The following is an 18,369-nucleotide window of genomic DNA, read 5'->3' as shown; positions in this document are numbered from 1 at the left end:
ATGGGCATATTGGATTCAAAAATTCCATCTGGGCCATTGGCCGACAAATGGACCAAACATAAAAATGACATTAACCTTGTTAACCCTGCCAATAAACGAAACATCGATGTTATCGTGGTAGGTACTGGACTTGCTGGTGGAGCTGCTGCAGCTACCTTGGCCGAGTTGGGATACAACGTTAAGACATTCTGTTATCAAGATTCTCCACGAAGAGCACACTCTATTGCAGCTCAAGGAGGTATCAACGCAGCTAAAAATTATCAAGGGGATGGTGATAGTAATTACCGTCTTTTCTACGATACGATCAAAGGGGGTGACTACCGTTCCCGTGAAGCCAACGTGTACCGTTTGGCAGAAGTTTCAGGAAACATTATCGACCAATGTGTGGCTCAAGGAGTTCCTTTTGCCCGTGAATATGGCGGTATGTTGGACAACCGTTCCTTTGGAGGGGTTTTAGTTTCCAGAACTTTCTACGCTAAAGGACAAACAGGTCAGCAGTTACTTTTGGGAGCTTATGCTGCCATGAACCGACAAATCAACCGTGGAAAGATTCAGTCATATACCCGTCATGAAATGATGGATTTGGTATTGGTCGATGGAAAAGCACGTGGAATTATTGCCCGTAACTTGGTTACCGGAGAAATCGAAAGACATAGCGGTCACGCCGTAGTTTTGGCCACTGGAGGATACGGAAACGTTTTCTTCCTTTCTACCAATGCCATGGGAAGTAATGTGATGGCAGCTTGGAGAGCACACCGTAAAGGAGCTTTCTTCGCAAACCCTTGTTATACGCAAATTCACCCAACCTGTATTCCAGTTTCTGGTGAGCATCAATCCAAATTGACATTGATGTCCGAATCACTTCGTAATGATGGACGCATTTGGGTGCCCAAGAAAATGGAAGATGCCGTTGCCATCCGTGAGGGCAAATTGAAACCAACTCAGCTTGCCGAAGAAGATCGTGACTACTATTTGGAAAGAAGATATCCTGCGTTCGGTAACCTTGTACCTCGTGATGTGGCATCCAGAGCAGCCAAAGAACGTTGTGATGCTGGTTTTGGTGTAAACAAAACAGGAGAAGCTGTTTTCTTGGATTTTGCTTCAGCCATTAAGCGATACGGAAAAGAAAAAGCACTGACTTCTGGACTTAAAAATCCAGATGAAGCGACCATCATAAAATTGGGAGAGGAAGTTATCGAAGCAAAATACGGTAACCTTTTCCAAATGTATGAAAAAATTGTGGATGAGAATCCATATAAAACCCCAATGATGATTTATCCAGCGGTGCACTACACCATGGGAGGTCTTTGGGTAGATTACAACTTGCAAACCACTATTCCTGGTTGCTACGCAGCTGGAGAAGCCAACTTTAGCGACCACGGTGCAAACCGTTTGGGAGCTTCTGCATTGATGCAAGGTTTGGCCGATGGGTATTTTGTATTGCCTTACACCATTGGGGATTATCTTTCCGATGATATCCGTACAGGTAAAATCCCAACTGATTCACCAGAATTTGAGGAAGCAGAAAAGCAAGTTCGTGATCGTATGGCAAAATTGACTTCTGGTTCTGGCATCCACTCCGTAGATTATTACCACAAGAAATTAGGTAAGATCATGTGGAACAAGTGTGGTATGGCCCGTAACGCAAAAGAATTGGAAGAAGCCATCAAAGAAATCTCTGACCTTAGAAAAGATTTCTGGGAAAATGTAAAAGTTACAGGAACCATCGATTCTAAAAATCAGGAATTGGAAAAAGCTGGTCGAGTGGCCGACTTCTTAGAATTGGGTGAGCTTTTTGCCAAAGATGCATTGCACAGAAACGAATCTTGTGGAGGTCACTTTAGAGAAGAGTACCAAACTGAGGAAGGTGAAGCACTTAGAGATGACAAAAACTTTAAGTACGTAGCCGCTTGGGAATACAAAGGAGAACCCAAAGATGCTGAATTGCACAAAGAAGATTTGGTTTACGAAAACATTGAATTGAAGACAAGATCCTACAAATAAGAAGCTATGAAATTATATCTAAAAATATGGCGTCAAAAAGACGCATCTTCACCAGGTAAAATAGTTGATTATACCCTTGATGGTGTAGAAGGTGATATGTCTTTCTTGGAAATGTTGGACATTTTGAACGAAGAGTTGGTCTCCAAAGGAGAAGAGCCTGTGGAGTTTGACCACGATTGTAGGGAAGGTATCTGCGGAACTTGTTCCTTACAGATCAACGGAGAGCCTCATGGTCCAGACCGTTTGGTTACTACGTGCCAATTGCACATGCGTAAGTTCAATGATGGAGACACCATTGTAATTGAGCCTTTCCGTGCCACTGCATTTCCTGTCATAAAGGATTTGATTGTGGATAGAAGTGCTTTTGAACGCATTCAGCAAGCTGGCGGATATATTTCCGTGAACACTTCTGGTAACACAGTTGATGCCAACAGTATTCCAATTAACAAACACGATGCGGATGAGGCAATGGACGCTGCCACCTGTATTGGTTGTGGCGCCTGTGTTGCCGCTTGTAAAAATGCCAGTGCCATGTTGTTTACCTCAGCAAAAGTTTCCCAATTTGCTTTGTTGCCACAAGGTAAGGTGGAAGCTGTAGAACGTGTTCAAAACATGGTTCGCCAAATGGACTTGGAAGGTTTTGGTAACTGTACCAACACTGGAGCTTGCGAAGTGGAATGTCCTAAAGGTATTTCCTTAACGAATATCGCACGTATGAACCGCGAATATTTATCTGCTACTTTAAAGGGATAAAACGCTATCCAAAAACTATATTAAGAACCCAAACTTCGAGAGGAGTTTGGGTTTTTTGTTATCTTATCGTATGCCCAAAGAATATTCACAGGAACGTATTAAAGTACCCCGATTTAACGAGGAAAGTGGATTTTACACCACTCCCGAACGTTCCAAGATCATGGGAAAGATTCGAGGTAAAAACACGAAACCAGAACTTGCCTTTAGAAAAGCGTTATGGCAAGAAGGGTATCGTTACCGCATAGATTACAAAAAACTCATTGGAAAGCCCGATATCGCCCTTAAAAAGTATAAGACCGTTATTTTTATTGATGGTGAATTCTGGCATGGTTATAATTGGGTAGAACGCAAGGAAAAGATAAAAACCAATCGTGAATTCTGGATTCCTAAAATTGAACGCAATATTCAAAGAGATGAAGAGGTAAACCTAGCATTGGATGAAATGGGATACAAAGTGTTCCGTTTTTGGGAAACAGAAGTGAAGAAAAACCTCCACGATTGTCTTGAACAGGTTCTAGACCATTTAAATGAAATTAAATCTGTTTCTTAACCAATTTGAAGACTTGGAGTACTTCTTCTAAAGGCAATTCAAAATCTTGATATTCTGGTGATGTATTTAAATTATGGCAAGTAAGCGTTTTTTTCTTCTTGTTATATCCTGTAAGGCACTTACAGATAACGCGATTCGCAGTTACAATCACATAGGGCAAATTCCAAGATGTTTCATTACTTCGGACAAAACTTTCTTTTTTTATTTCCAACCCTAAAACAAAAGTGCCATTTGGAATGGCATCAATTTTTCCATCATTCATGGAATCACCAGAAACTTCAAATATTCTGTGGGGATTATCTGCTAAAAAATCAATCACAAATCCAGCTTGAAAGGGATTGGAAATTTTATCCTCCTTTACATTTTGAATATACTTTTCTTGATGTTCCACCAAAACCAAAGGCGCCATAACTAGGTGTTTTCCTTGATCTAGTGGATAAAATACGCTGTTGTGTTTGGTAAAAGGTTGCCTTTTGGTATAGGCCTCGCCCATATCGTTTACCTCACGCATATAAAGTTCGGCAATTGTGAGTCCAAAAAACTCAGCTATCTTGGTAAGGTTCTTTATGGGAATATTGGCGTCTTTTCTTTCGTAGAGCTGAATGGTCCTCAAACTCACACCGATTTGTTCGCCCAATTCAGTTTGACTAATATTTTTTTTACGCCTTAATTGCTTTATTGTATACATTAATTATTATATTGTGTAATATTGTTACGCAATACACGCTTTCCGCAGCAATTTCCTTAGTTTTCTGTAATTGGGTTACAACCCAAATATAGAAAATAGGATCTGACCCCAACATATAAATCTTTAAATACCAATTATTTTATGGGATCAATCAAAGGAATGCCCCCCGAAATCAACGTTGCACTTATTTTTTCCAAAGAGGATTATGGAAGTCCAATTAGCGAACGACTCTCTGAAGTACTTCGAAGAAACTTGACCAAAAACGACTTTGCCAACGTGGCCATTCGCAGTGGAATTAGTTTTTCCACCATTCGCGATGTGGTGTACCGCACAAACAGTTTAACCAAATCGAATGCCACTGCAATTTCTCTATTGATGCATGCAGCATTTGAAAATTCGATAGCCTATAAGTTTCGAGCTGAGGGTGATCTAATGTTCTTGGGGAAAATCCTTGAGCCTTATTCGTAGTAACCAATCCGTTTGTTTGTCATCCCCAATAAAATAGGGATGCTCATCAAACTTTTGAAATCCATGTCGTTGGTAAAACCGAATGGCATTGGTATTGTGTTCCCATACCCCTAACCAAATGAATGTTTTTTCCATTTTATGGGCAAGGGAAATGATTTCTTGAAGCATCCAGGCTCCTATTTTTTTGCCTTGATGCTCCTTTAACACATAAATACGTTCTATTTCCAATGCAGTAGGGTCATGAACATCGGTTTGGGCGCTTTCTGTATTCAACTTAAAATAGCCAACTAGAGTATTATCATCAAATACGAAATAAAAATGACTGTTTGGGTTCTTTAATTCTGTTGTTATTTTTTTAATGGAAAAGGCTTGCTGAATGTAATTCTGAAAGTCAACAGGATTGTTATCCTTTTCAAAGGCATCGATAAATGTTTCTTTGGAAACTTTGGTCAAAATTTCCAAGTCCGAAATTGTACATTTCCTGTAGGAAAGCATTTGATAGTTTTTCTTAAATCTAGGTCAAAAAAAAGAGCCTCACAATGTGTTGGCTCCAATTTTTTAAGGGGGATTTAATTTGGTCTAAAGCATGAAAAGCTTTTTGATCAATAGCATAAATCCTGTGAAAAAGTCGTTTCTGTAAACTTGAACATTTTCGTCCATAGTTGTGTTAGATTTAAGTGCCATGGTGAATTCTATTTAAGTGGTTAATTTGGGTAAAAAATTCGATATAACCAAATGTAAATTCGATGAATGGCAAATAAAAACTTATGTTGTGAATTGCTTTTATTTTGTTGTAAAAAAACGTCCAATAATTATTAAATATTCATTTCTGGAATTTCCCCTTCAACCAAAAGCGTTCCTTCAGTCGCTCCTACAATATCTTGCACAGAAACACCAGGGGCTCTTTCCAACAATTTAAAGCCTTCGGAAGTTACCTCTATTACTGCCATGTTGGTCACAATCTTTTTGACGCAACCGACTCCTGTCAATGGCAGGGTACATCGCTTCAATAATTTTGATTCACCTGCCCTATTGGTATGCATCATGGCAACGATTATATTTTCTGCAGAAGCCACCAAGTCCATCGCGCCTCCCATTCCTTTCACCATTTTACCTGGAATCTTCCAATTAGCTATATCACCATTTTCAGCGACTTCCATCGCTCCCAAAATAGTTAGATCCACGTGCTTGCCCCTAATCATCCCAAAGCTTGTTGCTGAATCAAAAAAAGAAGCCCCAGGTAGGGTGGTTATGGTTTGTTTACCAGCATTGATGATATCGGCATCCTCTTCGCCTTCAAAAGGAAAAGGACCCATGCCCAAAACGCCATTCTCACTTTGAAATTCCACACTTATATCGTCACGCACAAAATTCGCAACTAAAGTCGGGATTCCTATCCCAAGGTTTACGTAGTAACCGTCTTTTACTTCTTTTGCGATGCGTTTTGCAATTCCGTTCTTATCTAACATAAAATAATTTACTAATGTGTTTAATACAGCAATGAATCAATTTTTTAGATTCCTTTTGCTTGTACTTATAATCTTATACATGATTAGTCCTAATTCATTTATACTATCCCTTAATCTGGCTTCAAATGGATAACTTTCTGCTTTTTCACAAAGGGTCAACCAATATTTTGCTTCTTCAAGTTCTTTTAGCGCAATTTTTACTTTATGAATAAAATCCGCTCTGCTTTCTGCATTTTGTGCTTCATGAATATTAGCCCCAATACTTGTTCCAGATTTAAGTAATTGATTGGCGACCACAAATTTGCGTTCCTTCTCTAGAGTTTCACAAAAATCAATTATCATTAAGGCAAAATCTACGGATTTGGTAACGATTACATTTTCCCTTTTTATCATTGATTAATTTTTACATTGATTCCAATTTTCGAACAGTTCTTTGTTCAATTCGCTTCTCATATTTTTCTCCTTGGAAAATTCGACTCACAAATATTCCTGGAATATGAATTTCATTGGGATCTAAACTTCCAGCTGGAAGCAACTCCTCTACCTCAGCCACTGTAATGGTAGCCGCCCCACACATACAGGGATTAAAATTGCGTGCTGTGCCCTTAAAAATTAAATTGCCTGCCTCATCTCCCTTCCATGCTTTTACAAAAGCGAAATCGGCCTTAAAAGCAGGTTCCAAAACATACATTTTACCATCGAACTCCCTCGTTTCTTTTCCTTCTGAAACTTCGGTACCATAGCCTGCAGGAGTATAAAAAGCAGGAAACCCAGCTTGTGCAGCTCTGCACTTTTCTGCCAAAGTGCCTTGAGGGGTAAGTTCCACCTCCAATTCACCACTTAGCATTTGCCTTTCAAACTCTTCGTTTTCCCCAACATAGGAGGAAATCATTTTTTTTATCTGATGTTTTTGAAGCAACAAGCCCAATCCAAAATCATCTACTCCCGCATTGTTTGAAATACAGGTAATATCCTTAATGCCCAATCGCACCAATTCGGCAATAGCATTTTCAGGAATACCGCAAAGACCAAAACCACCTAACATAAAAGTCATCCCGTCCTTAACTCCATCTACCGCTTCTTGGACATTTGCAACTGTTTTTCTAATCATTATTTCTTATTTATGATTGACTGAAATTACGATATTAATAAAAAAGCCCCAAGCAAATTTCGATATGCTTGGGGCTTTATTTAATCGTTTTAGAATTGAATTAGAAATCCAAATCGTCCAAATCATCTTCCGTTTCTATTTTTTCCTCTTCAGCCTGTTGCGTACAATCTAAGTTAATAGACATATCTTCAGGCACTTCAAATGCATCTTTAGAAACTCCAATTTCTTCATTCGCATAGTTCTTTTTCATGTACGTTCCCCAAATAGGTAACGCCATGGCTGCACCTTGACCTTCTGTTATACTGCGAAAGTGAATGGAACGATCTTCTCCACCGACCCAAACACCTGTAACCAAGTTGGGCACCATACCCATAAACCAACCATCACTTTGGTTTTGTGTGGTTCCTGTTTTTCCTGCAATTGGATTGGTAAAGTTGTATGGATAACCTGTTATTACTCTTTTATAAAAAGCATTGTTCTTATTATAGTCGTTTCGTAATCGGACACCCGAACCCGATAGTGTCACCCCTTCCAAAAGATTGACCATGGCATAGGCCACCTCCTTACTCAACACATCTTTGGTTTCTGGAGTGTATTCATAAAGCACACTTCCATTTTTGTCTTCGATTCGGGTTACCATAACTGGTTTTACATACACCCCTTGATTGGCATAGGTACCAAAAGCCCCAACCATATCATAAACACTTACATCTGCCACACCCAATGCGATAGAGGGCACTGCTGGGATTTCCTTTTTAATGCCCATGTTTTTTGCCAATGCAACTACAGCTCCAGGTCCAACGCGATCTATTAGCTGCGCTGTGATGGTATTTACCGAATTAGCCAATGCATTTTTCAAGGTCATATTTTCACCTGAATATTCACCTACTGAATTTTTTGGGGTCCAGGCCTCCATATTCCCATGTTTTCCAGGTTCAATACTGTATTGGTTGTCTGGTAATGTAAAGCAAGGGGAATACCGCAATTGATCAATAGCCGCAGCATAAACAAATGGCTTGAATAAAGATCCTGCCTGACGCGCTCCCTGAATTACATTATCGTATTGAAAATGTTTATAATCGATTCCCCCGACCCATGCTTTTACATGTCCTGTTTGGGGTTCCATTGACATCATAGACGTTCTAAGGAAAGTTTTATAGTAACGGATGGAATCCATCGGGGTCATGATGGTGTCCTTCTCATAAGAATCACTGTTCCAATCGAACACGGTCATTTCCGTTTTTTTGTGAAAAGTAGCTTCAATATCCTTTTCTGATAATCCTTCACGTTTTAATACTCGCCATCTAGGAGATGCTTTCATCGCGCGTTCCATGATGGTATCAATTGCGCCCCTGGAAATATCCAAAAAGGGTGCTGTAGCATTTTGCTTGGGTGTATTTTGTCTGAAAAACTCCGCTTGGAGGTTCTTCATATGTTCTTGCACTGCTTCTTCTGCATTTTTCTGCATTCTGGAATCCACCGTAGTGTACACCTTTAGTCCGTCCAAGTAAATATTATAGTTTTCACCATCTGGTTTTGGATTTTCCTTCACCCAATTGTTCAACCAGCGTTGCATGTACATCCTAAAATAGGTGGCCAAACCTTCTCTGTGTGATTCTGGATTAAAATTGATCTTCATCTCCAAAGCCTGCAAAGAGTCCTTTTCTTGTTCTGTGATGTAATCGTACTTTGCCATTTGCCCAAGAACGGTGTTTCTTCGATTGAACACCAACTCTTCCCTGCGCATTGGATTGTAATAAGAAGAATTCTTCAGCATGCCCACCAAAACTGCAGATTCTTCTGTCCGAAGTTCATGTGGTTCTTTTCCGAAATAAATTCTTGCTGCAGAACGAATACCATCGGCATTGTAATTGAAATCATAAATGTTCAAATACATGGAAATGATTTCCTCCTTGGTATAATTACGTTCCAAACGAGTGGCAATCACCCATTCCTGGATTTTTTGAAGAATGGCATTGGTTGTACTTTCTTTATCCCTTACACCAATAAACAATTGTCTGGCCAGCTGTTGCGAAATGGTACTTGCTCCACCTCTTTTTCCCAAATAGGCCAAAGCTCTTATAAATCCTCTTGCATCAATTCCTGAATGGTCGTAATATCTGGCATCTTCGGTTGCTACCAAAGCATCAACCAGATTTTGGGGCAATTCATCGTAGGAAACTGGAGTTCGGTTATCGTCCAAATATAATTTACCCAAAGTTTCACCATCCGAAGAGATAAATTCGGTAGCTAGATTGGTTTCTGGGTTTTCCAATCGTTCGAATGTGGGCATTTCGCCAAACATGCCCCACGAGGCCAATAAAAAAACGAGCACTGCACCAAGTACTCCTGTTCCGAATAAAATCCAGAACCATTTAATAAACGGGGTAAAATTTTGCTGCTGTTTTTTTTGAACTTTTTTTGCCATTATTAATTGGGGACTTTTTCAATTTCCAAACCAACATCTGTTATTCCTTCCAAAATGTGAAGGCCTTCCACTTCGCCATTTTTACGCATGGCGTGCGAAACATTTACCTTATATACGCCAGAATCTTTAAAATCGATGTTTTCCTTGAACCACAATTTGTTTTCCTTTACTCCTCCCGTACCTTTTCCAAGCCATTCACCAGTCGGTTCTGCCATCTTATATTCCAAAGTATCCTTTATGGTATTTCCTTCAGGATATTCTAACTCCGTAATTAAAAATAAATTGCTGAACTGGAAAGAATCGTCATTCCGAACGTTGATAAACATGTTGTAAGTGGCTGTTGAATCCAGTCCTGAAAATTCGAAATGAACAGGATTATCAATTTCCCATTTTCCATCTGTAATGGGTTCATATTCTGAATAGATCAACAAATCGTTACAAGATGCCAACGTAAACACGGCAGCCAGTAGGATTAAAAAACTATTTCGCATTGGAAGATGCTTTAGGATTTGGCTTTCTACGTTTTTTGTTCCTTCTTTTTTTCTTTTTGGGACGATCAAATCGGGTAAGGCTATCTTGACCCACCACATTTTCAAATGCCATTTTCTCCTCATCCACATCCACATTGTCAGAGGCATATTCCTCTAGGCTTTCTATTTTTTCATTTTTCTTGTTCAACTCCAAAATTTCCAGCACTTGGTCTTTGGTCAATGTGTGCCAATTGGCTGGTTCATCTTTGTATGAAAACCAAAGAGTTTCCTTGAAAATATCTGCCTTTTGGCAAAAAGCAATTCCTTTTTTGGTTTTGAGTTTGCTGTCTGATGGAGGAAAGTTTTTCAAAGCCTCCATGTACATATCGAGCTCATAGTTGAGGCAACATTTTAATTTACCACATTGCCCAGCTAATTTTTGAGGATTCAAAGCCAATTGTTGGTAACGGGCCGAAGCTGTGCTTACCGATCTAAAATCGGTCAACCAAGTAGAACAACACAATTCACGTCCACAGGAACCAATTCCTCCCAAACGTTGGGCTTCTTGACGATATCCGATTTGGCGCATTTCTATTCGGATGCCGAAAGCTTTGGCCATATCCTTGATCAATTGCCTAAAATCAACGCGATCTTCCGCAGTGTAGTAAAAGGTTGCTTTGGATCCATCACCTTGAAATTCAACATCGCTCAATTTCATTTCGAGTTTAAGTGAAATGGCAATCTCCCGGGAACGTTTTTTGATTTCCTCTTCGCGATCACGGCATTTTTGCCAGATATCAATATCACGTTGGGTCGCTTTTCGGTAAATTTTTGGAAGTTCCTTATCGTCTGGAGAAACTTTCTTTCGCTTCATTTGAATGCGAACCAACTCTCCAGTAAGCGTAACCATGCCCACGTCGTGACCTGATTTGGCTTGCACGGCCACTACATCACCGATGGATAAGGATAATCCTTCCGCATTTCTATAAAATTCCTTTCTGCTATTTTTGAAACGTACCTCAACACAATCAAAAGTTTTTTGACCGTTGGGCAACGACATATTGGAAAGCCAGTCAAAGACTGTCAGCTTGTTACAACCATCAGTGCCGCAAGTACCATTGTTCTTGCAACCACGCGGTTGTCCATCCTTGCCGGTTGAACAACTGCTACACGCCATATTTCGTATCTTGATTGAGATTCTTCAAAAGATGATGTCAGTTCGAGCGCAGTCGAGAACATCTGAATCTTAATGCACATCTCGACTGCGCTCGATGTGACAATTAAAAATCTTTATCTTTTTGAAAATTACCTCAATAGGGTTCATAAATAATTCTTAGGTAAATATAGTACAATTTAAAGCAGCATAGAAATGCTACTTCTTGTATTTCAATACAGGAGATCTACCCTTTTTGAATATTTTATTGCTGGCACCCTTCCCTTTTCTTAATGCTTTTTGCTCTTCGTATGGCAAGGCATTGGTTTCTTGACACTCAACGGAACAACAATTATCCATGGCCTGTGCACATTCGTCACATTGGATAAACAATAAATGACAGGCTTCGTTAGCACAATTTACATGGGTGTCGCAAGGCTTTCCACATTGATGGCAATGCGCAATTACTTCTTCTGAAATTCGCTCACCTCTTCGGTGGTCGAAAACAAAGTTTTTGCCCTTGAATTTGTTTTCAAGATTTTGCTCTCGCACTTGTCGAGTGTATTCAATAATTCCACCTTCTAGCTGAAATACATTTTTAAACCCCTTGTGCTTGTAATAGGCACTGGCTTTTTCGCAACGGATTCCTCCTGTGCAGTACATCACCAATTTTTTATCCTCTTTGTGTTCGGCCAAATCTTGCTCGATAATATCCAAAGAGTCACGAAAGGTATCCACATCAGGAGTGATGGCATTTTTAAAATGGCCAATCTCACTTTCGTAATGGTTTCTCATATCCACTAAAACAGTGTCTGGATCTTCAATCAGCTCGTTGAACCTTAAAGCGTTCACATGAACACCCTTGTTGGTCACATCGAAAGTGTCATCGTTCAATCCATCTGCGACGATTTTATCGCGAACTTTTACCTTTAGTTTTAGAAAGGATTTATTGTCTTGTTCAATGGCTATGTTTAACCTCACATTCTCCAAAAAGGAAATACTGTCCAAATGGGTTTTGAACTTTTCAAAATTTTCTGCTGGAACGGAAAGTTGTGCGTTGATGCCTTCTTTGGCGACATAAATTCTACCCAATACTTCCATTTCATTCCAAGTAATGAACAAATGATCTCTCAGTATTCTCGGGTTACCTATATGTGCATATGCATAGAAAGAGATGGTCAACCGGTCTTTTCCGGCTTCCTCAATAAGTTTTTCCCTTTCTTTGGCACTTAGCGTATTGTACAGTTGCATGCTATATCAATATTTAAGTTTAAGAATGGTATGCTGTAAAATGTGGGCAAAGATACAATTAAAAAAAGAGGGCAAATAAAAAGGGCTTCTTTAAAGAAACCCTTCTTAATCCATTAAAACATTAACATAGCGTATTTTCTTCCCTCCTTAGCAAATTCGAGCTTAAAAGCTCTATGTATATGAGTTAGTACCCTTTAGATACATTGTTATTAAAAAGGTTGCGTGCCTTTTGTCGCATGTAGAAAGAAATGGTATTTTAGCCTTCCTAACGATTTTTACTATGAGCAACGAAAAAGAAGCAAAATTAAAAGCCCTTAAACTTACCCTGGATAAATTGGACAAGACTTACGGTAAAGGTGCCGTAATGAAAATGGGCGATAGTGTTGTTGAAGATGTAGAGGTAATTTCTTCTGGATCGTTGGGACTGGATATTGCATTAGGCGTTGGAGGTTATCCTAGAGGAAGGGTGATTGAAATTTACGGACCTGAATCTTCGGGTAAAACTACTTTGACCTTGCATGCGATTGCCGAGGCACAAAAAGCAGGAGGTATAGCAGCCTTTATTGATGCTGAACATGCTTTTGATCGCTTTTATGCCAAAAAATTGGGTGTGGATATCGATAACTTGATCATATCTCAACCCGATCACGGTGAGCAAGCTTTGGAAATTGCGGATAACTTGATTCGCTCTGGGGCTATCGACATTGTAATTGTCGATTCTGTTGCCGCGCTTACTCCAAAAAGTGAGATCGAAGGGGAAATGGGCGATTCCAAAATGGGATTGCACGCTCGTTTGATGTCGCAAGCTTTGCGAAAATTGACCTCAACCATAAGCAAAACCAATTGTACCGTAATCTTTATTAACCAGCTACGGGAAAAAATTGGTGTAATGTTCGGAAACCCTGAAACCACTACTGGGGGTAATGCCCTTAAATTCTATGCTTCGGTTCGATTGGACATCAGACGTTCCACACAAATTAAAAATACCGATGGCGATGTTCAAGGAAACAAGACCCGAGTAAAAGTGGTGAAAAACAAGGTTGCACCTCCATTTAAAACTGCCGAATTCGACATTATGTATGGAGAAGGCATCTCAAAAATTGGAGAAATCTTGGATTTAGGTGTTGCTTATGAGATTGTTAAAAAGAGCGGTTCTTGGTTCAGTTATGGAGATACCAAACTGGGACAAGGTAGAGACGCCGTCAAAGCTTTGCTTTTGGACAATCCTGAACTTTCGGAAGAATTAGAAGGCAAAATCAGAGAAGCCATTGCCGCGGTGAACGAATAACATTTCATCGTTTTTTTGGGCAGATTAACTTTTGGTTGGCAAAATCCCACGCAACCCTTACTATTACAGTACATCTAGGGAATAAAAGGATTTTTGATTATGAAAAAAGTTTTTATGTCCATTATGTATGTAGTGGCATTCTCATGGTTCGTTTCTTGTAGTTCGGATGATGACTCCCCCAATTTTTACTTTACTACCTTAGATGTTATTGAGGCTGATATGCCCGAATTTTTTGAGCTCGGGAAGACCTACGATATCGATGTTTTGTTTTACAGACCCAACGGTTGCACCTATTTTGAAGGTTTTGATGTAACCAAGACTACACAAACAGGAAGGGATGTTGTAGTTATTGGCTCTGTTTTGACAGATCAGGATGTAGCATGCACCGAAGCAATTGAAGAAGTAACGGCTACATTGCGGTTTAGTGTAATCTATACCGATGAGTACAATTTTAGGTTTTATGCAGGGGATGATGCAAACGGCAATCCACAATTTATTGAATACACTGTACCTGTTGAAGGAACAAATCCATAAGAAAAAGAACTTTACATAATCCAAAATTGACCAACATTTGGATCTTGATGAACTGATACATAATTGCAAAAAAGGGGAACGGCAAGCGCAGGCTGAACTGTACAGAAGATATTCAAGTGTACTTTTCGGAATGTGTCTAAAGTATTCCAAGAATAAGGCGGAGGCTGAAGACAACCTCCATGATAGCTTTATGACCATTTTTGACAAAATAGACCAGTTTCAATTTAAAGGCTCCTTTGAAGGTTGGATCAAGCGGATCACCGTAAATACGGTACTACAAAAATACCGTAAAGACCAATTCCTGAATGTAGTTACCGATAATATGGAAGAAAGCCATGAGGTGGAAACAGAAGGGACAGATATTAGCTTATCAACATTATTACAACATATTCAAGAGTTACCCAACAAATATAGGATAACCTTTAACCTATATGTTTTGGATGGCTTTAGTCACAAAGAAATCAGTGAGATGTTGGGAACATCCACAGGAACATCAAAATCGAACTTGGCAAGGGCCAAATCAATTTTGAGAGAAAAAATAGAAAAGACCAAAATCAACATTGCTTAAACAGATGACCATGGGGAAAAAGAATTTAGAGCAATTGTTCAAGGAAACCTTTCAAGGTTTTGAAGAAGTTCCAGACCCAAAAGTTTGGAACAACATTGAAGCCTCATTGAACAAAAAGAAACAAAAAAGGCTCATCATTCCAATATGGTGGCAGCTTGGTGGCGTGGCCGCAGCATTAGCCATTGCATTATGGACAATAAACCCATTTGCTGAAGATGAGATATTGGATACACCAACAATTTCTGACATTGAAAATACATCAAATCCATCAAGAAAGAGTAAATCTTTCAAGGAGGGTACAGATTCAAAGGAAATCGAGACCGTTTCCTCAGAAAGTTTGGCCAATTCTGATAACGCCATTGATAAAAATGATGCAGCAACAAAATCTTACAATTCAGCATTAAAATCTAACCAAAACGGAACCTCTGTTAGCAAAACAGAGCAACCAGCATTAGCTTCCAATTTGGACAACACGGAGGAAGATGATTTAACTTCTACCAAAACTTACGAAGCTGTCGATTCAGCTTCTGAAAAGGAAAGTACAATTGCGCAAACCAATCCAGCATCAAAAAACAATGTCGCAAAAACAACTTCAAAAGAGGAAGCTATCATAGCTGAAAACAATGAGGAAGAACAGAAAAAGAAATCGATTTACGAAGCTATTGATGAGCAAAAAGAATTAGAGTCCGAGATAGTAGAAAACAAAGCGGACAAATGGTCCTTTGGCCCTACAGTAGCTCCAGTTTATTTTAATGGCAGTGGTAGTGGTTCTCCTATTCATCCCGATTTTGAAACCAACTCCAAATCAGGAAACTTCAATATGAGTTATGGTGTAGGCGTTGCCTATGAAATTGGAAGCCGACTTAAAATACGATCAGGGGTACACAAGGTAAACTATGGTTACGACACCGAGGATATTATTTTCTCTTCTACCCTTCGCACTTCGGCCAATGAAAAAATAGCTAACATTAATTATTCCAATACAGGAGAAAATATTATAGTGCAAAGCAGAAACTCTGGTAAGAGTATTTCTAATGTAGATAGCAAAGAAATTGCATTGGCAACTGCCCCAGCCCTGGATGGGAAAATGGTACAACAATTGGGCTATATAGAGGTGCCCTTGGAACTAAATTATGCCCTTGTCGACAAAAAGTTTGGGGTAGACGTAATTGGTGGGGTAAGTTCACTTTTTCTTGTTGACAATTCGGTATTACTGGAATCCAATGAAATGGTAACCGAAGTTGGCGAAGCCAACAATGTAAATGCATTAAACTTTAGTGCCAATTTTGGAATGGGTGTCAACTACGATTTTACATCAAAAATACAATTGAATATTGAACCTGTTTTTAAATATCAGTTAAACACATTTTCCAATACTTCAGGTAATTTCCGCCCCTATTCCATTGGGGTTTATAGCGGACTAAGCTTTAAGTTTTAGGAAACAAAACGTTGGTTAGGAAGATTGCTCCTTTAAGCAATCAATTAGGCGCCCAATCTCCATATAGGGCGCTTTTTTTGTTCACTTATTTTCAATTATTTTCTTACATTGAACTTTAATCCCTAACCATAATCATCTTGAAATCAGGTCAATTTGAAGATATTCTTATCTATTTTACTAAATCCTTGATGGACAAAACAAATGAGGAGGATATTTTATGGAGTGTTGCCAAAAACTGCTTTTCAAAATTAGGACATGTTGATTCTGTTGTTTACATGATAGATGACAGCGGTAAAAAACTCATTCAAAAAGCAGCACACGGACCAAAAAGCTTGAATGAAAAACTAATAAAAGACCCCATAGAAATTCCCATTGGTTCGGGTATCACAGGAACTGTTGCCTCAACTGGTGTATACGAATTAATTAATGACACCTCTAAGGAACCTCGTTACCTTGAAGACACTTCAAACAAGATCAATAATAGCAGCGAAAGACTTTCAGAAATTTGCGTACCCATTAGTCAAGACAATCAAATTTATGGGGTTCTGAACTGTGAACATCCCGAAAAAGACTTTTTTACCGAACAGCATGTAAAAATGCTATCCGTTATCGCCTCTATTTGTGCTTTGAAAATTAAAAGTATAAGAGATGGGGAAGCACTTTTAGAAAAGCAAGAAAACCTAATTAAAATAAGGGAAGAAATGGTTGAGTTAAGGCTCAAAGTATTGAACACCCAACTCCATCCGCATTTCGTTTTCAACGCTTTAAATTCAATTCAATATTTTATCTATCAAGAAAATAAACGATTGGCATTAGATTACCTTTCTACTTTCAGCAAGCTCATTCGGTTTTATTTGAATCAATTGGATAAGGACACCATTCCATTGAAGGATGAAATCGAAATGCTGAACAGGTACCTTAAACTGCAACGCTTACGTTATGAAGGGATTTTTGAATTTTCTATTAAAATAGATAGTGGTGAAGAACACTTGAATGATGCCGTCATCCCCTCATTTGTGATTCAATCACTATTGGACAATATTGTAGAAAGCAGTGTCTATTTTGCCAAAAACAAGCAATTTCTGACTGTTAACTTCAATTTATCAAACTCAAAAGTTGATATCACTATCCAAGATCAAAAATGTGATGGTTCCAGTGAAGAAAAGTTTAAAAAAGATGTAGAACCCTGGAAAGAACAGGTTGAAATCCTCAATTCAGTGAAACAATACAATATCGATAAAGAACTTTCATTTGTTAAAGAACCTGAATCATGTATTAGAAAGATTTCACTTCAACTACCAAACTTACATTAAGCCACCGATATCTCGGAGTTGGATTTATCTGAATTTAAAAGTTCTTTGAGCATAATCTCTCGCACTTCTTCCCGCAACGTGGAGGTGTCACTAGGTGCAAGAATTCCCGTTTCAAAAAAAGGATGCACTTTCACTCGAATTCTTCCAGGACCACCACTCAAAAAAGTAAATGAAAACCGTTTTTTATTGTCTAGAAAGGTCATCGGAACTACTGGAATTTTATGGGCAATGGCCATTTTAAAGGCCCCATCTTTAAATTGATCTAAAAGAATATCCTCGTCAGGCACACCGCCCTCTGGAAAAATACAAATGCTCAACCCTTGGTCCAATCTCCTTTGGGCGCGGCGATAGACGCCTGTTCGGCTACGAACATCATCACGATCCACCATTATACAAACCCGTTTATAGAAAAACCCAAACAAGGGAATTTTAACTAGTTCCTTTTTACCTACAAACACAAATGGGTTTCTACTCACAACCAACATCAGCATAATATCCAACATACTGGTATGGTTAGAAACCAGCATATAACTCTTGCCTTTTTCCATGCGCTGCTCCCTTACAATTTTTGGAAAGCAACCCATCCCATATAATATGGGTCTAGCCCAAAAGTTTCTGGCCATCCAGAAAAACTGAGGGTAGGTGCTTTCAGAAAAAGTCAATGCCAATAAAATGGGAAAGAAAATAAGTATGGGCACTGCAACCAGTATATAAAACCATATTCTGTACAAAACATGCCCAATGTTTTTAATCAGTCCAAGCATGTGTCAAAAGTAGAATTTTTGAACATCTTTAAAAGACTTACACAGAAATCTTCAAATTTCGGAGTCAAAATAAGCTAGTTGACTCATAGTAATACAAGAGTTTTTAAAATTTGAACAAG

19 protein-coding genes are annotated in these 18,369 nt (G+C 39.0%); 9 read left to right on the top strand and 10 right to left on the bottom strand.

Annotated elements, in window-relative coordinates:
• The 3 genes from BLQ18_RS03160 to BLQ18_RS03150 all read left to right on the top strand — a co-directional run bounded on the left by BLQ18_RS03160 (position 1) and on the right by BLQ18_RS03150 (position 3,307).
• Positions 1–2,004 carry a fumarate reductase/succinate dehydrogenase flavoprotein subunit gene (locus tag BLQ18_RS03160; protein WP_090292523.1) on the top strand — a complete coding sequence of 668 codons (2,004 nt, stop codon included), beginning with the start codon at positions 1–3 and terminating at the stop codon, positions 2,002–2,004.
• A gap of 6 nt (positions 2,005–2,010) precedes the next feature.
• The gene (locus BLQ18_RS03155; RefSeq protein WP_090292521.1) at positions 2,011–2,757 is read left to right on the top strand and encodes a succinate dehydrogenase/fumarate reductase iron-sulfur subunit; all 747 of its coding nucleotides are present in this window, start codon (positions 2,011–2,013) and stop codon (positions 2,755–2,757) included.
• A 70-nt stretch (positions 2,758–2,827) separates the two neighbouring features.
• Entirely contained in the window at positions 2,828–3,307 is a 480-nt protein-coding gene (locus tag BLQ18_RS03150) for a very short patch repair endonuclease (RefSeq protein ID WP_090292519.1), read from the top strand.
• On the opposite strand, the gene BLQ18_RS03145 is transcribed toward BLQ18_RS03150, so the two are convergent.
• Positions 3,291–3,995 carry an XRE family transcriptional regulator gene (locus BLQ18_RS03145; RefSeq protein WP_090292517.1) on the bottom strand — a complete coding sequence of 235 codons (705 nt, stop codon included), beginning with the start codon at positions 3,993–3,995 and terminating at the stop codon, positions 3,291–3,293. The genes BLQ18_RS03150 and BLQ18_RS03145 overlap by 17 nt on opposite strands.
• A 141-nt stretch (positions 3,996–4,136) precedes the next feature.
• Between BLQ18_RS03145 and BLQ18_RS03140 the strand changes: the two genes are divergently transcribed.
• Positions 4,137–4,463, top strand: coding sequence for a hypothetical protein (locus BLQ18_RS03140; RefSeq protein WP_090292515.1), 327 nt, complete (start codon positions 4,137–4,139; stop codon positions 4,461–4,463).
• Here BLQ18_RS03140 and BLQ18_RS03135 read toward each other — a convergent pair.
• The 8 genes from BLQ18_RS03135 to trhO all read right to left on the bottom strand — a co-directional run bounded on the left by BLQ18_RS03135 (position 4,425) and on the right by trhO (position 12,345).
• The gene (locus tag BLQ18_RS03135; protein ID WP_090292513.1) at positions 4,425–4,958 is read right to left on the bottom strand and encodes a GNAT family N-acetyltransferase; all 534 of its coding nucleotides are present in this window, start codon (positions 4,956–4,958) and stop codon (positions 4,425–4,427) included. The two genes, BLQ18_RS03140 and BLQ18_RS03135, sit on opposite strands and share 39 nt — an antisense overlap.
• A gap of 320 nt (positions 4,959–5,278) precedes the next feature.
• Positions 5,279–5,932, bottom strand: a complete 654-nt coding sequence (locus BLQ18_RS03130; protein WP_090292511.1) for a 3-oxoacid CoA-transferase subunit B — start codon at positions 5,930–5,932, stop codon at positions 5,279–5,281.
• 36 nt (positions 5,933–5,968) lie between these two features.
• A complete protein-coding gene (locus BLQ18_RS03125) occupies positions 5,969–6,325 on the bottom strand; it encodes a four helix bundle protein (RefSeq protein ID WP_090292509.1) in 357 nt (118 codons plus the stop codon).
• A 10-nt stretch (positions 6,326–6,335) separates the two neighbouring features.
• Entirely contained in the window at positions 6,336–7,043 is a 708-nt protein-coding gene (locus BLQ18_RS03120) for a CoA transferase subunit A (RefSeq protein ID WP_090292508.1), read from the bottom strand.
• A gap of 100 nt (positions 7,044–7,143) precedes the next feature.
• Positions 7,144–9,471, bottom strand: coding sequence for a penicillin-binding protein 1A (locus BLQ18_RS03115; RefSeq protein ID WP_090292506.1), 2,328 nt, complete (start codon positions 9,469–9,471; stop codon positions 7,144–7,146).
• A 2-nt stretch (positions 9,472–9,473) separates the two neighbouring features.
• Positions 9,474–9,962 carry a gliding motility lipoprotein GldH gene (locus tag BLQ18_RS03110; RefSeq protein ID WP_090292505.1) on the bottom strand — a complete coding sequence of 163 codons (489 nt, stop codon included), beginning with the start codon at positions 9,960–9,962 and terminating at the stop codon, positions 9,474–9,476.
• Positions 9,952–11,118, bottom strand: coding sequence for a PSP1 domain-containing protein (locus tag BLQ18_RS03105; RefSeq protein WP_090292503.1), 1,167 nt, complete (start codon positions 11,116–11,118; stop codon positions 9,952–9,954). The genes BLQ18_RS03110 and BLQ18_RS03105 overlap by 11 nt, the downstream gene beginning before the upstream one ends.
• Before the next feature lie 195 nt (positions 11,119–11,313).
• Positions 11,314–12,345: an oxygen-dependent tRNA uridine(34) hydroxylase TrhO gene (trhO, locus tag BLQ18_RS03100; RefSeq protein ID WP_090292501.1), complete on the bottom strand. Its 1,032-nt coding sequence runs from the start codon at positions 12,343–12,345 to the stop codon at positions 11,314–11,316.
• A 280-nt stretch (positions 12,346–12,625) separates the two neighbouring features.
• Between trhO and recA the strand changes: the two genes are divergently transcribed.
• The 5 genes from recA (at position 12,626) to BLQ18_RS03075 (ending at position 17,486) form a co-directional block, all read left to right on the top strand.
• Positions 12,626–13,633 carry a recombinase RecA gene (gene recA / locus BLQ18_RS03095; RefSeq protein WP_090292499.1) on the top strand — a complete coding sequence of 336 codons (1,008 nt, stop codon included), beginning with the start codon at positions 12,626–12,628 and terminating at the stop codon, positions 13,631–13,633.
• 99 nt (positions 13,634–13,732) lie between these two features.
• Positions 13,733–14,167, top strand: coding sequence for a hypothetical protein (locus BLQ18_RS03090; RefSeq protein ID WP_090292497.1), 435 nt, complete (start codon positions 13,733–13,735; stop codon positions 14,165–14,167).
• 37 nt (positions 14,168–14,204) lie between these two features.
• Complete coding sequence (locus tag BLQ18_RS03085; protein WP_090292496.1) at positions 14,205–14,735, top strand: RNA polymerase sigma factor; 531 nt, start codon at positions 14,205–14,207, stop codon at positions 14,733–14,735.
• A gap of 10 nt (positions 14,736–14,745) precedes the next feature.
• Complete coding sequence (locus BLQ18_RS03080; protein WP_139150352.1) at positions 14,746–16,173, top strand: outer membrane beta-barrel protein; 1,428 nt, start codon at positions 14,746–14,748, stop codon at positions 16,171–16,173.
• Positions 16,174–16,361: 188 nt separating this feature from the next.
• Entirely contained in the window at positions 16,362–17,486 is a 1,125-nt protein-coding gene (locus tag BLQ18_RS03075; protein WP_175443708.1) for a histidine kinase, read from the top strand.
• On the opposite strand, the gene BLQ18_RS03070 is transcribed toward BLQ18_RS03075, so the two are convergent.
• Positions 17,483–18,250, bottom strand: coding sequence for a lysophospholipid acyltransferase family protein (locus BLQ18_RS03070; RefSeq protein WP_090292490.1), 768 nt, complete (start codon positions 18,248–18,250; stop codon positions 17,483–17,485). The genes BLQ18_RS03075 and BLQ18_RS03070 overlap by 4 nt on opposite strands.
• Between the last annotated feature and the right edge of the window lie 119 nt (positions 18,251–18,369).

The sequence above is a fragment of the Flagellimonas zhangzhouensis genome (genome assembly GCF_900102925.1).
GTDB classification, from domain to species: domain Bacteria; phylum Bacteroidota; class Bacteroidia; order Flavobacteriales; family Flavobacteriaceae; genus Flagellimonas; species Flagellimonas zhangzhouensis.
The sequence above is the reverse complement of the archived record's forward strand: the minus strand, read 5'-3'. Positions and strand labels throughout refer to the sequence as shown.

What these genes read in the sequence shown, in the direction of transcription:
- BLQ18_RS03160 (WP_090292523.1), top strand. Translation starts at nt 1, where the DNA reads ATGGGCATATTGGATTCAAAAATTCCATCTGGGCCATTGGCCGACAAA.
- BLQ18_RS03155 (WP_090292521.1), top strand. Translation starts at nt 2,011, where the DNA reads ATGAAATTATATCTAAAAATATGGCGTCAAAAAGACGCATCTTCACCA.
- BLQ18_RS03150 (WP_090292519.1), top strand. Translation starts at nt 2,828, where the DNA reads ATGCCCAAAGAATATTCACAGGAACGTATTAAAGTACCCCGATTTAAC.
- BLQ18_RS03145 (WP_090292517.1), bottom strand. Translation starts at nt 3,995, where the DNA reads ATGTATACAATAAAGCAATTAAGGCGTAAAAAAAATATTAGTCAAACT.
- BLQ18_RS03140 (WP_090292515.1), top strand. Translation starts at nt 4,137, where the DNA reads ATGGGATCAATCAAAGGAATGCCCCCCGAAATCAACGTTGCACTTATT.
- BLQ18_RS03135 (WP_090292513.1), bottom strand. Translation starts at nt 4,958, where the DNA reads ATGCTTTCCTACAGGAAATGTACAATTTCGGACTTGGAAATTTTGACC.
- BLQ18_RS03130 (WP_090292511.1), bottom strand. Translation starts at nt 5,932, where the DNA reads ATGTTAGATAAGAACGGAATTGCAAAACGCATCGCAAAAGAAGTAAAA.
- BLQ18_RS03125 (WP_090292509.1), bottom strand. Translation starts at nt 6,325, where the DNA reads ATGATAAAAAGGGAAAATGTAATCGTTACCAAATCCGTAGATTTTGCC.
- BLQ18_RS03120 (WP_090292508.1), bottom strand. Translation starts at nt 7,043, where the DNA reads ATGATTAGAAAAACAGTTGCAAATGTCCAAGAAGCGGTAGATGGAGTT.
- BLQ18_RS03115 (WP_090292506.1), bottom strand. Translation starts at nt 9,471, where the DNA reads ATGGCAAAAAAAGTTCAAAAAAAACAGCAGCAAAATTTTACCCCGTTT.
- BLQ18_RS03110 (WP_090292505.1), bottom strand. Translation starts at nt 9,962, where the DNA reads ATGCGAAATAGTTTTTTAATCCTACTGGCTGCCGTGTTTACGTTGGCA.
- BLQ18_RS03105 (WP_090292503.1), bottom strand. Translation starts at nt 11,118, where the DNA reads ATGGCGTGTAGCAGTTGTTCAACCGGCAAGGATGGACAACCGCGTGGT.
- trhO (WP_090292501.1), bottom strand. Translation starts at nt 12,345, where the DNA reads ATGCAACTGTACAATACGCTAAGTGCCAAAGAAAGGGAAAAACTTATT.
- recA (WP_090292499.1), top strand. Translation starts at nt 12,626, where the DNA reads ATGAGCAACGAAAAAGAAGCAAAATTAAAAGCCCTTAAACTTACCCTG.
- BLQ18_RS03090 (WP_090292497.1), top strand. Translation starts at nt 13,733, where the DNA reads ATGAAAAAAGTTTTTATGTCCATTATGTATGTAGTGGCATTCTCATGG.
- BLQ18_RS03080 (WP_139150352.1), top strand. Translation starts at nt 14,746, where the DNA reads ATGGGGAAAAAGAATTTAGAGCAATTGTTCAAGGAAACCTTTCAAGGT.
- BLQ18_RS03075 (WP_175443708.1), top strand. Translation starts at nt 16,362, where the DNA reads ATGGACAAAACAAATGAGGAGGATATTTTATGGAGTGTTGCCAAAAAC.
- BLQ18_RS03070 (WP_090292490.1), bottom strand. Translation starts at nt 18,250, where the DNA reads ATGCTTGGACTGATTAAAAACATTGGGCATGTTTTGTACAGAATATGG.